Origin of the sequence: Pseudomonas migulae (assembly GCF_024169315.1) — a bacterium.
Lineage (GTDB): Bacteria > Pseudomonadota > Gammaproteobacteria > Pseudomonadales > Pseudomonadaceae > Aquipseudomonas > Aquipseudomonas migulae_B.
This window is the reverse complement of sequence record NZ_JALJWR010000001.1, coordinates 23,244-37,099: the sequence shown is the minus strand read 5'-3', so window position 1 is coordinate 37,099 and position 13,856 is coordinate 23,244. Positions and strand designations below refer to the sequence as shown.

General features: G+C 61.1%; 14 protein-coding genes. 7 read left to right on the top strand and 7 right to left on the bottom strand.

Features of this window, described 5'->3' with window-relative positions:
* Positions 1 to 243: 243 nt before the first annotated feature.
* The 4 genes from J2Y86_RS00195 to J2Y86_RS00180 form a co-directional block, all read right to left on the bottom strand.
* Complete coding sequence (locus J2Y86_RS00195; RefSeq protein WP_253427177.1) at positions 244 to 1,647, bottom strand: LLM class flavin-dependent oxidoreductase; 1,404 nt, start codon at positions 1,645 to 1,647, stop codon at positions 244 to 246.
* Positions 1,647 to 2,084, bottom strand: coding sequence for an acyl-CoA dehydrogenase (locus tag J2Y86_RS00190; protein WP_253427175.1), 438 nt, complete (start codon positions 2,082 to 2,084; stop codon positions 1,647 to 1,649). The genes J2Y86_RS00195 and J2Y86_RS00190 overlap by 1 nt, the downstream gene beginning before the upstream one ends.
* Before the next feature lie 10 nt (positions 2,085 to 2,094).
* Positions 2,095 to 3,297: an SfnB family sulfur acquisition oxidoreductase gene (locus J2Y86_RS00185; protein WP_253427173.1), complete on the bottom strand. Its 1,203-nt coding sequence runs from the start codon at positions 3,295 to 3,297 to the stop codon at positions 2,095 to 2,097.
* Between the two features lie 156 nt (positions 3,298 to 3,453).
* Positions 3,454 to 4,017, bottom strand: a complete 564-nt coding sequence (locus J2Y86_RS00180) for a helix-turn-helix domain-containing protein (protein ID WP_253427171.1) — start codon at positions 4,015 to 4,017, stop codon at positions 3,454 to 3,456.
* On the opposite strand from J2Y86_RS00180, the gene J2Y86_RS00175 reads away from it, so the two are divergent.
* The 7 genes from J2Y86_RS00175 to J2Y86_RS00145 all read left to right on the top strand — a co-directional run bounded on the left by J2Y86_RS00175 (position 4,012) and on the right by J2Y86_RS00145 (position 11,370).
* A complete protein-coding gene (locus tag J2Y86_RS00175; protein ID WP_253427170.1) occupies positions 4,012 to 5,037 on the top strand; it encodes a DMT family transporter in 1,026 nt (341 codons plus the stop codon). The genes J2Y86_RS00180 and J2Y86_RS00175 overlap by 6 nt on opposite strands.
* Before the next feature lie 269 nt (positions 5,038 to 5,306).
* Complete coding sequence (locus J2Y86_RS00170; RefSeq protein WP_253427169.1) at positions 5,307 to 8,225, top strand: monovalent cation/H+ antiporter subunit A; 2,919 nt, start codon at positions 5,307 to 5,309, stop codon at positions 8,223 to 8,225.
* Positions 8,225 to 8,569 (top strand): Na+/H+ antiporter subunit C, encoded by a 345-nt coding sequence (locus J2Y86_RS00165; RefSeq protein WP_003202835.1) that lies wholly within the window; start codon positions 8,225 to 8,227, stop codon positions 8,567 to 8,569. The genes J2Y86_RS00170 and J2Y86_RS00165 overlap by 1 nt, the downstream gene beginning before the upstream one ends.
* Positions 8,566 to 10,251: a monovalent cation/H+ antiporter subunit D gene (locus J2Y86_RS00160; protein ID WP_253427168.1), complete on the top strand. Its 1,686-nt coding sequence runs from the start codon at positions 8,566 to 8,568 to the stop codon at positions 10,249 to 10,251. Before J2Y86_RS00165 ends, J2Y86_RS00160 begins: the two co-directional genes overlap by 4 nt.
* Positions 10,248 to 10,736 carry a Na+/H+ antiporter subunit E gene (locus J2Y86_RS00155; RefSeq protein ID WP_253427167.1) on the top strand — a complete coding sequence of 163 codons (489 nt, stop codon included), beginning with the start codon at positions 10,248 to 10,250 and terminating at the stop codon, positions 10,734 to 10,736. The genes J2Y86_RS00160 and J2Y86_RS00155 overlap by 4 nt, the downstream gene beginning before the upstream one ends.
* Positions 10,733 to 11,011: a K+/H+ antiporter subunit F gene (locus J2Y86_RS00150; RefSeq protein ID WP_253427166.1), complete on the top strand. Its 279-nt coding sequence runs from the start codon at positions 10,733 to 10,735 to the stop codon at positions 11,009 to 11,011. The genes J2Y86_RS00155 and J2Y86_RS00150 overlap by 4 nt, the downstream gene beginning before the upstream one ends.
* Positions 11,008 to 11,370, top strand: coding sequence for a Na+/H+ antiporter subunit G (locus J2Y86_RS00145; protein ID WP_253427165.1), 363 nt, complete (start codon positions 11,008 to 11,010; stop codon positions 11,368 to 11,370). Before J2Y86_RS00150 ends, J2Y86_RS00145 begins: the two co-directional genes overlap by 4 nt.
* A 128-nt stretch (positions 11,371 to 11,498) precedes the next feature.
* On the opposite strand, the gene J2Y86_RS00140 is transcribed toward J2Y86_RS00145, so the two are convergent.
* The 3 genes from J2Y86_RS00140 to J2Y86_RS00130 all read right to left on the bottom strand — a co-directional run bounded on the left by J2Y86_RS00140 (position 11,499) and on the right by J2Y86_RS00130 (position 13,696).
* Complete coding sequence (locus J2Y86_RS00140) at positions 11,499 to 11,936, bottom strand: DUF3995 domain-containing protein (RefSeq protein ID WP_253427164.1); 438 nt, start codon at positions 11,934 to 11,936, stop codon at positions 11,499 to 11,501.
* Positions 11,937 to 12,060: 124 nt separating this feature from the next.
* Complete coding sequence (locus J2Y86_RS00135) at positions 12,061 to 13,074, bottom strand: ABC transporter substrate-binding protein (RefSeq protein WP_253427163.1); 1,014 nt, start codon at positions 13,072 to 13,074, stop codon at positions 12,061 to 12,063.
* A gap of 151 nt (positions 13,075 to 13,225) precedes the next feature.
* A complete protein-coding gene (locus J2Y86_RS00130; protein WP_017339395.1) occupies positions 13,226 to 13,696 on the bottom strand; it encodes a hypothetical protein in 471 nt (156 codons plus the stop codon).
* Positions 13,697 to 13,856 lie beyond the last annotated feature (160 nt).

The following is a 13,856-nucleotide window of genomic DNA, read 5'->3' as shown; positions in this document are numbered from 1 at the left end:
ACCTCCTGTTCATGGGCAAAAGCGTGCGGTGGTCCGCTGGGCTGAAGGATTAACGCAATCTCGAAAACACCACTTCCCCTGTGGGAGCGTGGCTTGCCCGCGATGGCGGTGCGACAGACAACATCAATATTGCAAGTGCCGGCCTCATCGCGGGCAACCCCGCTCCCACAGTGGTTATTGTCTGTCCGGACATTTGTGTACGACTCGATCAACTGTGGGAGCGTGGCTTGCCCGCGAAGGGGCCTACGCCGACGCCACTTGCTTCTCCTGCTGCCGCAACGCCCCCAAGTCCCGATACCCCGCCCCGGGATGAATCTCCGGCAGCCGCGCCCCCTCCCCAAACAACTTCTCGCGCAAGGTCCCCGGCGCGTACTCGGTCTTGTACACCCCGCGCTTCTGCAACTCCGGCACCAGCAACTCGACAGCGTCGATAAAGGTTTCGTGAGTCAACGCATAAGCCAGGTTGAAGCCATCCACATCGGTCTCCTCAACCCACTCCTGCAACAGATCGGCAACCGTCTCGGGGCTGCCGACAAACAACGGGCCAAAACCACCGATGCCCACCCAGTCAGCCAGTTCGTTCGGCGTCCAGACCTTGTTCGGATCGGCTGTGGAGAACGCTTCCACCGCCGATTGAATGGCGTTGGTGTGCACATGCTTGAGCGGCTCATCCGGTTTGAACTGACTGAAATCGATCCCCGTCCAGCCCGAAATCAGCGCCATGGCCCCTTCGTAACTGACCCAGGTTTTGTATTCCTCGAACTTGGCTTTGGCCTTGGCATCGGTCTCGCCGAGGATCACGGTTTGCAGGTTGAAAATCAGGATTTTCTTCGGATCACGCCCGGCCTCGGCGGCACGACGACGGATGTCGGCGACGGTCTTTTTCAGCAGCACTTTCGACGGCGCCGCCACAAATACGCACTCGGCGTGTTCAGCGGCGAACTGTTTGCCGCGACTCGATGCGCCGGCCTGATACAGCACGGGCGTGCGTTGCGGCGAAGGTTCGCAAAGGTGAATGCCCGGCACCTGGAAGTGTTTACCAACGTGGCGGATTTCATGGATTTTGCTCGGATCGCTGAAGATCCTGCGCTCGCGATCCCGCAGGATCGCGCCCTCTTCCCAACTGCCTTCCCAGAGTTTGTAGCAAACCTCCAGATACTCTTCGGCGAAGTCGTAACGGGCGTCGTGTTCGGTCTGGTTTTTCTGGCCGAGGTTCTTCGCGCCGCTTTCCAGATAGGAGGTGACGATGTTCCAGCCGGCGCGCCCCTTGGTGAGATGGTCGAGGGTCGACAGGCGCCGGGCGAACGGGTACGGATGTTCGAACGACAGCGACGCGGTCAGGCCAAAACCCAGATGCTCGGTGACCAGCGCCATCGGCGGAATCAGTTGCAGCGGATCGTTGACCGGCACCTGCGCCGCCTGACGAATCGCCGCGTCGCCGTTGCCGTTGTAGACGTCGTAGATGCCCAGCACATCGGCAATGAACAAGCCGTCGAACTTGCCGCGCTCTAGGATTTTCGCCAGGTCGGTCCAGTATTCGAGGTCCTTGTACTGCCACGAGCGATCCCGCGGATGCGCCCACAAACCCGGCGACTGGTGGCCGACACAGTTCATGTCAAACGCGTTGAGACGAATTTCACGGGCCATCAAACGGCACTCCGCAAGCTGGGTGGATGGATGCCGTTGAGGCGGAAGTTACCGATGAGATGGAGTTTCCAGCGCAGCGGATCGTGCAGTGATCCGTGCAACACCGTGCGTTGGCCGGTGAGTTCGAATTCAGCGTTGCTGACGGTGTTCAACGCCTCTGCACTGGCCAGATGCGACTCGGCGATGGCGACGCTGATTTCGGTGTCGTCTTCGTGACTGTTCAGAAAACCTTCGGCACGCTCCAGCAGTGCGGCAGCCACCTCGATGCGTATGTGCAAATCACCGAAACGGCTGATGACGTAAGGGTCATCCTTGATCTGGCTTTGTTGGCGAACGAAACGCAGGGTCGCGTCGAGCAAACTGCGGGCGTTGTACAAGTCGTGCTGACTTTTGGCCAGGGGTTGCCCGGCAGCAATCGATTGGGTCAAGGCATTCATGGTGGGCTCCTCAGTTCCAGGCGTGGCGCGCGGGCTTCACGCCGTTGAGCAGGTAGTTGCCGATCAGGTGGTATTTCCAGCGCGCCGGGTCGTGCAGCGTGTGAGTGCGCGCGTTGCGCCAGTGGCGGTCGAGGTTGTACTTGCCGAGCACCGAGCGGGTGCCGGCCAGTTCGAAGAGTTTGCTGCTGGCGAGCAAGGCGATCTCGGCGGACAGGACTTTGGCCTGGGCGACCACCACCGAGGCATGGGCCACCGTGTCTTCATTGGCGTTGAGCAACGCCGCGTCGATGGCCTGGCCGGCCTTCTTGAGAATCGCTTCGGTGCCGTGGACGCGCCATTCGAGGTCACCGATGGCGGCGATACTGAACGGGTCCTGCCAGCCGTGATCCTGGCCGCTGTCGATCCATGGCCGGGATTCGCGGGCGTAGCGCTTGGTTTCTTCCAGCGCGCCAACGGCGATGCCGGTGTCCACCGCGGCTTGAATGATTTGTGAAATCGGGCCGTCGGCGGTGGGTTCGTCGAACGCTTTGTGAGCCGGGATCACCGCACTCAGCGGGACCTTCACCGCGTTCAGGGTGACGCCGCCACTGGCGGTGGTGCGCTGGCCAAAACCGTCCCAGCTGTCGATCACGGTCAAACCGGGATTGTCGCGCTCGATGAACGCGATGAAGGCCTGGTTCTGCGCGTTGACCGCAACGGCCGGGACGATGTGCGCGAACAGTGCGCCAGTGCAGTAAAACTTCTCGCCGTCGATCTGCGCGGTGTCCTGATCGAAACCAATACGGGTTTCGAACGCCCCGGCGTTTTTGCTTTTGGATTCGGAGAAAGCGTTGCCGAACCGGTAACCCTGCAGGACTTTGCCGAAGTAGTAGCGCTTCTGCTCTTCAGTGGCGGTTTGCAGGAGGATGTCGAGCACGCCGAGGTGGTTCTGCGGGATCTGGCCGAGGGAGGAGTCGGCAGCGGAAATGATCTTGATCACTTCCGCCACCGTCACATAAGAAACGCCGGCGCCGCCGTATGCCTTGGGAACGGTGATGCCCCAAAGGCCGCTGGCGGAGAACTCGTCGAGCTCGGCGATCGGCAGGCGTCGCTCGCGATCGCGCAAGCTGGCTTCGACGGCGAAACGTGCAGCGAGCTTGTGAGCGACGGCAATCGCCTCGGCGTCCGAGCGGATCACGTGGGCAGTGCGAGGGGGTTGGGCAGAGGCTGTCATGTGCCGACTCCGGGATTCTGGTGGATGCACCAGAGCTTTTGCAGGAGTCGTGCCTGAAATTAATTTCGTTTAGTTTCAAGAGGTTGATGAATTATTCGAGAAATACGCGCAGCTTCAAAACAGCAATGTGTCTATCCGGTGTTGATCGGCGAACAGTTAGATCACCACGTTTCTCACGAACCGCGCCGCCACCGGCCCGTCGTTGCGATAGGCATGCGGCTGGTTGCTGGCGAACATATAGAACTCACCGGCGGCAATCTCATGAGGCGTGTCGCCAATCATCAGAGTCAGGCAACCTTCGAACACGAAGATCTGCTCGCTCCAGCCGTCGGCATCCGGTTGCGACGGGTAAAGTTCTCCCGGTTGCAGGCACCATTCCCATTGTTCCACTTCGCGGGTGGCGGTGGCTTTGGAGAGTAGAACGGCTTTGCTGCCGGGAATCGTCCCGGCCCAGGCCACTTCATTGATGCGGCTCGGATCGCGGGCATCCGGAGCCTGGATCAGGTCGCTGAACGCGACGTCCAGCGCTTCCGCCACGCGGTCAAGCGTGGTCAGGCTGACATTCTTCTCGCCGGCCTCGATGGCCACCAGCATGCGGCGACTGACCCCGGACTTTTCCGCCAGGGCGGTCTGGCTCATGTCGGCCGCATGGCGCAGGCGCCGAACGTTCAGGCTGACGTGCTGAAGGACCGAAGCCCGTTGCGTTGAATCTTTGTGCACTATATTGCTCACTTGGTGGGGTTGGGCAGTATACTGCGCAACATTCGACGCATTGTGCGTCGCCCTCAGGTAGCGCGCAAGGTCATGACGTCGTTGAACTCCTCCCCGGCTTCTTCCCGATTCTCCCGGTTCAGCAAGGCCGAGTGCGTGCTGGTGCTGATCACCATGGTCTGGGGCGGCACCTTCCTGCTGGTGCAGCACGCCATGACCGTCAGCGGTCCGATGTTCTTCGTCGGCCTGCGCTTTGCGGCGGCAGCGATTATCGTCTCGCTGTTCTCCTGGCGTCATTTGCGGGAACTGAGCCTGTTCGAACTCAAGGCCGGCGCCTTTATCGGCGTGGCGATCATGCTCGGCTACGGCTTGCAGACTGTCGGGTTGCAGAGCATTCCCAGCAGCCAGTCGGCCTTCATTACCGCGTTGTACGTGCCCTTCGTGCCGTTGCTGCAATGGCTGGTGCTGGGACGCCGTCCGGGGTTGATGCCGAGTATCGGCATCATGCTGGCCTTTACCGGGCTGATGCTGTTGTCGGGACCTGCGGGTGCGTCGTTCAATTTCAGCCCCGGTGAAATCGCCACGCTGATCAGCGCCATTGCGATTGCCGCTGAAATTATTCTGATCAGCACTTACGCCGGCCAGGTCGATGTTCGGCGGGTGACAGTGGTGCAATTGGCGACCACGTCGGTGCTGGCGTTTTTGATGGTGGTGCCGACCCAGGAAGTCATTCCCGACTTCTCATGGTTCCTGCTGTGCAGCGCCCTCGGCCTCGGCGCGGCGAGTGCGGCGATACAGGTGGCGATGAACTGGGCGCAGAAGAGTGTTTCGCCAACCCGGGCGACATTGATTTATGCGGGAGAGCCTGTGTGGGCCGGTATTGTCGGACGGATCGCCGGGGAGCGGTTGCCGGCGATTGCATTGGTGGGCGCGGGGTTGATTGTCGCGGCGGTGATTGTGAGTGAGTTGAAGACCAAGGGTAAGGCTGCGTCGGCTGAGGAAGAGTTGGAGCGGGAGACACAGGGTTAGGACATAACATTTGTAGCGCCAAGTCGACTGCCTTCGCGGGCAAGCCTCGCTCCTACAGGTTTTGAGTCGTTCGCAAGTTTGGGTATCCACACAAAACTGTAGGAGCGAGGCTTGCCCGCGAAGGGGCAGACCCGCTGAACACATCCCTCTGAAACAATGTGAACCAGGCTTTTTCCATCTACCGTGTAGGATTCTGCGACAGCTTGCCGTTTGGCGATCCGGGGAGTGGCACGTATGATGCTTCACAAACTTCCGCAGATTAGAAGCCTATGTCCCTGATAGTTCTACTGCTTCTGCCTTTTATCGGCAGCTGTGTTGCGGCTTTGCTGCCGCACAACGCGCGTAACACCGAATCGCTGTTGGCTGGCCTGGTTGCCTTGATTGGCACCATTCAGGTCGCCCTCCTGTACCCGCAAATCGCCCATGGCGGCGTGATCCGCGAAGAATTTTTCTGGTTGCCCAGCCTGGGCCTGAACTTCGTTCTGCGCATGGACGGGTTTGCCTGGCTGTTCTCGTTGCTGGTGCTGGGCATCGGCACGCTGGTGTCGCTGTACGCCCGTTACTACATGTCGCCGGACGATCCGGTGCCACGGTTCTTCGCGTTTTTCCTGGCGTTCATGGGGGCCATGCTCGGGTTGGTGATTTCCGGCAACCTGATCCAGATCGTGTTTTTCTGGGAGCTGACCAGCCTCTTTTCATTCCTGTTGATCGGCTACTGGCACCACCGCGCCGACGCACGTCGCGGCGCCTACATGGCGCTGATGGTCACAGGTGCGGGCGGCTTGTGCTTGCTGGCGGGGGTCATGCTGCTTGGCCATGTGGTCGGCAGCTATGACCTGGACAAGGTCCTGGCCGCCGGCGATCTGATTCGCGCACATGCCCTCTACCCTGTTTTGTTACCCCTGATCCTGATCGGCGCCCTGAGCAAAAGCGCGCAGTTCCCCTTCCATTTCTGGCTGCCCCACGCGATGGCGGCGCCGACTCCGGTCTCGGCCTATCTGCATTCGGCGACCATGGTCAAGGCTGGGGTTTTTCTTCTGGCGCGGTTGTGGCCTTCGTTGTCCGGCAGTGAAGAATGGTTCTACATCGTCAGCGGCGCCGGCGCGTGCACCTTGTTGCTCGGCGCGTATTGCGCAATGTTCCAGAACGACCTCAAGGGTCTGCTGGCCTACTCGACCATCAGCCACCTCGGCCTGATCACCCTGCTGCTGGGCCTGAACAGTCCGCTGGCCGCCGTGGCCGCCGTGTTCCACATTCTCAACCACGCCACGTTCAAGGCGTCGCTGTTCATGGCCGCCGGGATCATCGACCACGAGAGCGGCACCCGTGACATTCGCAAGCTCAGCGGCCTGATCAAACTGATTCCGTTCACCGCCACCCTGGCCATGGTCGCCAGCGCCTCGATGGCCGGTGTGCCGCTGCTCAACGGCTTCCTGTCGAAAGAGATGTTCTTCGCCGAAACCATGTTTATCAATGCGACCGCCTGGGTCGAGATGACCCTGCCGATCGTCGCGACCATCGCCGGCACGTTCAGCGTTGCCTATTCACTGCGCTTCACGGTTGACGTGTTCTTCGGCCCGACCGCCACCGACCTGCCGCACACCCCGCACGAGCCTCCGCGCTGGATGCGGGCGCCGGTGGAGCTGCTGGTGTTCACCTGCCTGATCGTGGGGATTTTCCCGGCGCAAGTGGTCGGCTCGTTGCTGGCCGCTGCGGCCCTGCCCGTCGTCGGCGGCACGCTGCCGGAATACAGCCTCGCCATCTGGCACGGCTGGAACGCGCCGATGATCATGAGCCTGATCGCCATGTCCGGCGGCATCGTGCTTTACCTGCTGCTGCGCAACCAGCTCAAGCGCGGACGGTTCAAATACCCACCGGTCATTGGCCTGTTCAACGGCAAGCGCCTGTTCGAGCGCAGCCTGGTGATCATGATGCGCCTGGCCCGTCGCCTGGAGCGGCGGATCAGCACCAAGCGCCTGCAAACCCAACTGTTCCTGATGGTGCTCGCCGCGGTACTGGCCGGGCTGATCCCGATGCTCCACAGCAGCCTGAGCTGGGGCGACCGGCCGAAGATTCCGGGCTCGATCGTGTTCGTGACCTTGTGGCTCCTGGCGATTGCCTGCGCCCTCGGCGCGGCGTGGCAAGCCAAGTATCACCGGCTCGCGGCCCTGACCATGGTCAGTGTCTGCGGATTGATGACTTGCGTCACCTTCGTCTGGTTCTCCGCGCCGGACCTGGCGTTGACGCAACTGGTGGTCGAAGTGGTGACCACCGTGCTGATCCTGCTAGGCCTGCGCTGGTTGCCTCGGCGGATCGAAGAAGTTTCCCCACTACCGAGCACACTGCGCAAGGCGCGCATCCGGCGTCTGCGCGACTTGCTGCTGTCGATCGCTGTAGGCGGTGGGATGGCGTTACTTTCGTACGCAATGCTGACGCGTCAGACACCCAACGATATTTCCTCGTTCTACCTCAGCCGCGCCCTGCCTGAAGGCGGTGGCAGCAACGTGGTCAACGTGATGCTGGTGGACTTCCGCGGCTTCGACACCCTCGGCGAAATCACCGTGCTGGTGGCGGTGGCCTTGACCGTGTTCGCCCTGCTGCGACGCTTCCGCCCGCCAAAAGAAAGCCTGCAATTGCCCGCCCAACAGCGTTTGCTCGCGCCGGACGTGGTCACCGATCTGGTCAACCCGCGTCAGGCCAGCGACACCGCACTCGGGTTCATGATGGTGCCGGCGGTGCTGGTTCGCCTGCTGCTGCCGATCGCGTTCGTGGTGTCGATCTACCTGTTCATGCGCGGGCACAACCAGCCCGGCGGCGGGTTTGTCGCAGGACTGGTGATGTCGGTCGCGTTCATCCTGCAATACATGGTCGCCGGCACGCAGTGGGTCGAGGCGCAAATGAGCCTGCGACCGCTGCGCTGGATGGGCACTGGTTTGCTGTTCGCCACAGCCACCGGGCTCGGGGCGATGGCGGTCGGGTATCCGTTCCTGACCACCCACACCTGGCATTTCGAACTGCCGCTGCTCGGTGACATCCACATCGCCAGCGCGCTGTTCTTCGACATTGGCGTGTACTCGGTGGTGGTCGGCTCGACGCTGTTGATCCTCACCGCCCTCGCACACCAATCGGTACGCGGCCACAAAACCGCGGCCCTGCCCAGATCCGTCGCCACGAAAGGAGCCGTCTGATGGAAGAAGTCATCGCAATCGCCATCGGCGTACTGGCCGCGTCCGGCGTCTGGCTGGTGCTGCGGCCACGGACGTTCCAGGTGGTCATGGGCCTGTGCCTGCTGTCCTATGGCGTCAACCTGTTCATCTTCAGCATGGGCAGCCTGTTTATCGGCAAGGAGCCGATCATCAAGGACGGCGTGCCCCAGGATCTGCTGCATTACACCGACCCGCTGCCGCAAGCGCTGGTGCTGACCGCCATCGTGATCAGCTTCGCCATGACCGCGCTGTTTCTCGTGGTGCTGCTCGCTTCTCGCGGCCTGACCGGTACCGACCATGTGGATGGCCGGGAGCCAAAAGAATGAATGCGATGACGCACCTGATCGCGGCACCGATTCTGCTGCCGCTGCTGACCGCCGCGATCATGCTGATGCTGGGCGAGAAACATCGCCCGCTGAAGGCCAAAATCAACTTGTTCTCCAGCCTGCTCGGTCTCGGGATATCCGTGCTGTTGCTGCAATGGACGCAAACCACCGGCGTGCCCGGCTCCATCGGCGTGTACCTGCCGGGCAACTGGCAAGTGCCGTTCGGCATCGTGCTGGTGGTCGATCGCTTGTCCGCGCTGATGCTGGTGCTGACCGGGATCATCGGCGTCAGCGCCCTGCTGTTCGCCATGGCCCGCTGGGATGGCGCCGGTTCGAGTTTCCACGCGCTGTTCCAGATTCAGATGATGGGCCTGTACGGCGCGTTCCTGACGGCGGACCTGTTCAACCTGTTCGTGTTTTTCGAGGTGCTGCTGGCGGCCTCCTACGGTCTGATGCTCCACGGTTCGGGCCGGGCGCGGGTGTCGTCGGGGCTGCATTACATCTCGATCAATCTGTTGGCCTCGTCGCTGTTCCTGATTGGCGCGGCGCTGATCTACGGCGTCACCGGCACCCTGAACATGGCCGATCTGGCCCTGAAAATCCCGCTGGTGCCGGAAGCCGATCGCGGCCTGCTGCATGCCGGCGCGGCGATTCTCGCCGTGGCGTTCCTGGCCAAGGCCGGCATGTGGCCGCTGAACTTCTGGTTGGTGCCAGCCTATTCCTCGGCCAGCGCGCCAGTGGCGGCGATGTTCGCGATCATGACCAAGGTCGGCGTCTACACCTTGCTGCGCTTATGGACTTTGCTGTTCTCCGGTCAGGCCGGCGCGTCGGCGTATTTTGGCGGCGACTGGCTGATCTACGGCGGCATGGCGACCATCGTTTGCGCCGGCGTGGCGATCCTCGCGGCGCAACGGCTGGAACGCATGGCCAGCCTGAGCATTCTGGTGTCGGCGGGAATTCTGCTGTCGGCCATCGGTTTCGCCCAGCCGAACCTGATTGGCGCGGCGCTGTTCTATCTGGTCAGCTCGACCCTGGCGTTGAGCGCGCTGTTCCTGCTGGCCGAATTGATCGAGCGTTCGCGTTCGGCCAACGAAATGCCGCTGTTCGATGACGGCGACCTGATTGCCCGGCCGCTGGAATCCCTGCAACCGCCCAAAGGCATCAACCTCGATGACGAACAGAAAGCCGTGGTCGGCCAGGTGATTCCCTGGACCATGGCCTTCCTCGGCTTGAGTTTCATTGCTTGCGCGTTGCTGATCATCGGCATGCCGCCGCTGTCCGGGTTCATCGGCAAACTGGGCTTGCTCAGCGCCTTGCTCAATCCGCTGGGGTTGGGCAATGGCGCGGATGAACCGGTGTCGAACGCCGCGTGGGGCTTGCTGGCGTTGCTGATTCTCTCCGGGCTGGCGTCGCTGATTACCTTTTCGCGCTTGGGCATCCAGCGCTTCTGGACCCCGCAAGAGCGGCCTTCGCCATTACTGCGCCGGCTCGAATGCGTGCCGATCATCGCGCTGTTGGGCTTGAGCATTGTGCTGACCTTCAAGGCCGAGCCGCTGCTGCGCTACACCCAGGCGGCCGCGCAGGCCTTGAACAATCCGCAGCAATACGTGATGGCGGTGCTCGGCACCCGCGCGGTTCCGAGCCCGGAAGCCAAGGCAGCGGTCGCGGAGGTGCAGCCATGAAGCGTCTGTTTCCTGCACCGTGGCTGTCGCTGGCGCTGTGGGTGTTGTGGCTGGTGCTGAACCTGTCGATCAGCCCCGGCAATCTGCTGCTGGGTGCGGTGCTTGGTTTTATCGCGCCGCTGATGATGCGCAAGTTGCGCCCCCTGCCGATCCGCATCCGGCATCCCGGCGTGATCCTGCGTTTGTTCTTCATCGTCGGGCGTGACGTGCTGGTCTCCAACCTCGCCGTGGCCTGGAGCGTCTTGAACGCCGGTCGGTGCCCGCCGCGTTCGAAGTTCATCAAGGTGCCGCTGGACTTGCGTGACGCCAACGGCCTGGCGGCGCTGGCGATGATCTGCACGGTGGTGCCCGGTACGGTCTGGTCGGAACTGGCGCTGGACCGCAGCATTCTATTGCTGCACGTCTTCGATCTGGAGGACGAAGCATTGTTCATCCAGCACTTCAAGGCGACCTACGAGCGCCCCTTGATGGAGATCTTCGAATGAGCCCGTTGCTGTCGAATGCGGTTCTCTTGAGCCTGTTCATTTTTTCCGTGGCGATGGTGCTGACGCTGATCCGCCTGTTCAAAGGGCCGTCGGCGCAGGACCGGGTTCTGGCGCTGGATTACCTGTACATCATCGCGATGCTGATGATGCTGACGCTGGGTATTCGTTACGCCAGTGACACTTACTTCGAAGCGGCGCTGCTGATCGCGCTGTTCGGCTTCGTCGGCTCGTTTGCCCTGGCGAAATTCCTGCTGCGTGGCGAGGTGATCGAATGAGCGCTGAACTGTCTCTGTGGGTGGAAATCCCGGTGGCGATCCTGCTGGTACTCAGCAGTGTTTTTGCGTTGATCGGCGCGATCGGACTGGTGCGGATGAAGGATTACTTCCAGCGCATGCACCCGCCGGCACTGGCCTCGACATTGGGTGCGTGGTGCGTGGCGCTGGCATCGATCATCTACTTTTCGGCGCTCAAGTCAGGGCCGGTGTTGCATGCCTGGCTGATACCGATTCTGCTGGCGATTACCGTGCCGGTCACGACGCTGCTGCTGGCGCGGGCAGCGTTGTTCCGCAAGCGCATGGCGGGGGATGATGTGCCGGCTGAGGTGAGTAGCCGGCGCAGTGAGAGCGGGAGTTAGGTTTTGATATTTGTATTGATTGATAGGGCCTCTTCGCGGGCAAGCCTCGCTCCTACGGGTTTTATGTCGATCACAAATGGGTGATCCAACTCAAAACCCGTAGGAGCGAGGCTTGCCCGCGAAGCTTTTCAAACCCAGGCAACAGCCAACAACCCCGCGCCCAACACCACACACAACGGCGAATAAACCCACGTATCCAGCCGGGCAAATTTCGAGTCTTTGACGTCTTTGAAGAACCCCACCAGGTTCGAATCGCCAATCGCCCGGGCGAACATCAGCATGGCGATGGCGCTGATCACCCATTGCAGCGATTGATGGGACACCGCCGGTATCCACCAGCCGACCCGCAAGCACACCAGCGCAGCGATCAGCAGCAATCCGAAAGCCACCAGCAACGTCAACCACCCCGAAGGCTTGAACGCGGGCCGTGATCTCGCGCCGTTCTCCCCTGGCACCTGCGGTACGGCCGCCACGGCAGCCCACTCGCCACCCAGCGCCCAGTAGACATGTATCAGGCTGATCACCGCGAAGATGGTCACCAGCCATTGAGCCAACACAAATGTCATGGTCGAGAATCCTTGAAAGGGATTTGAACAGAATCATCCTAGTCGGCATTTTTAGAAGTGCGCAGTCAGTGTGGAGCGAGCCGCCGCCAGGCAGTCCGAGGAAAGCGGCATCCGGCTTACTGCATTATTTCAATTCGGCGAACACCTTATCCGCCACATCCTTCGGCACCCACGCCTGCCACACATCCGGGTGCGCCTTCATGAACGCCTCCGCCGCCTGCCGTGGCGGGGTATGTTTCTCGCTCATTTCAGCCAGCGCCTTGTTCAACGGATCGATGGGGAAATCGACCTTGGTAAAGAAATCGGCGATCTGCGGGTACTGTTTCTGGAACGGTGTGGACACGCCAATCGACAGTTTCGAGGGCAATGAGCGGGTCGGTTTAGGGTTCGGGTTATCGGCGTCGGTCAGGGTTTTCCAGGCTTCGGCGTCGAACGGCGGCTCTTCCAGCTGAACCAGTTTGAAACGCCCAAGCAACGGTGTCGGCGACCAGTAATAGAAAAGAACCGGCTTGCCACGACGAATCGACGAACTGATTTCCGCATCCAGTGCCGCCCCGGAGCCGCTGCGGAAATTCACATAGCTGTCGTCCAGGCCATACGCCTTGAGCTTCTGCTTGTTGACCACCTCCGACGTCCAGCCGATCGGGCTGTTGAGGAAGCGGCCCTTGCCCGGGGATTCCGGATCACTGAACACACCCTTGTATTTCGGCAGGTCGCTGACGCTGCGCAGGTCCGGCGCCAGCGCCTTGATGCCTTTCGCCGGGTCGCCCTTGATCACGTATTCGGGCACCCACCAGCCTTCGGTGGCGCCCTTCACCGTATCGCCCAGGCTGACGACCTTGCCTTCGGCCTCGGCCTTGACCCAGACCGGGCTGCGACCGGCCCATTCTTCGCCAATGACCTGAATGTCATTGTTGGCCAGGGCGGTCTCCAGCGTGATGGTTGTCCCCGGCAGGGTATCGGTCGGCAACCCATAGCCCTTCTCGACGATGATCCGCAGGATATCGGTGATCAGGCTGCCGCTTTCCCAATTCAGGTCGGCGAAGTGGATTGGCGCCTGGGCGGCGAGTACCGGAACGGGCGAACCCAGACCGATAACGACCAGGACAGCGGTCAGCAACCGTTGAAATCCGTTCATGCTTTTGCACCTCGTGCTGTTCACAGCAATAGCAGGATGGCCTGATAAAGACCGCAAGCCTCAAAATACTCAGTCAACTGACTGTAGTAGAGGTTCCTGCTTTCGAGGGGTGAGGATTAATTTTCGGAAAGAGCCTGCAAGCCCGAAGCCATTACTCGCTGGCCTTGAACGTCACCAGTTCACCCTTGCGCCACTTGGCTGCCTTGGCCGTCACGGCTTTCAGGGTTTTGGTCAAGCCTTCCTGCAACTGTTGGTGAGCGGCAAACACCATCACCACGCTGTGACCTTCCTTGAACACGATCCCATGGCCGTCGGCCGTGGTCACGAAGGCGTAATCGCCGAGGCCGTACACCGTCAGTTTGATTTCGCGGAACTTGATCTCCAGCTTGCCGCCTTCACGGCTGGGCAACACCGATGCGCTGAAATGATCGCCAACCTTGAGCTTCAAGCCCGGCTTGTCGTCCACCACCAGCGCAGATTCGGTGTCGAGTTCGGCAATGTAAATGCCTTCAGCGTTCTGTTCGGTGATGTAAACAAAACGTGACTGGAACTGTTTAACCAGCTTTGCGCGCAAATCACCCAGCACGAACAAAGCATGCATATCGAGATTACTTACTGCCAAGGAAACATCCCCACATCTGAAAATGATGCTGCACGCTGTCAGGCAGCGCCCAGCAGAAAAAAGCGGCAATGCCGAAGATTGTAGCCAAAGGGCCCGGGTCGAATCCGGAAACGAGCAGAGTGCCCATCCATCGCGAGGCGTGAGAAGACTACTGGAATGT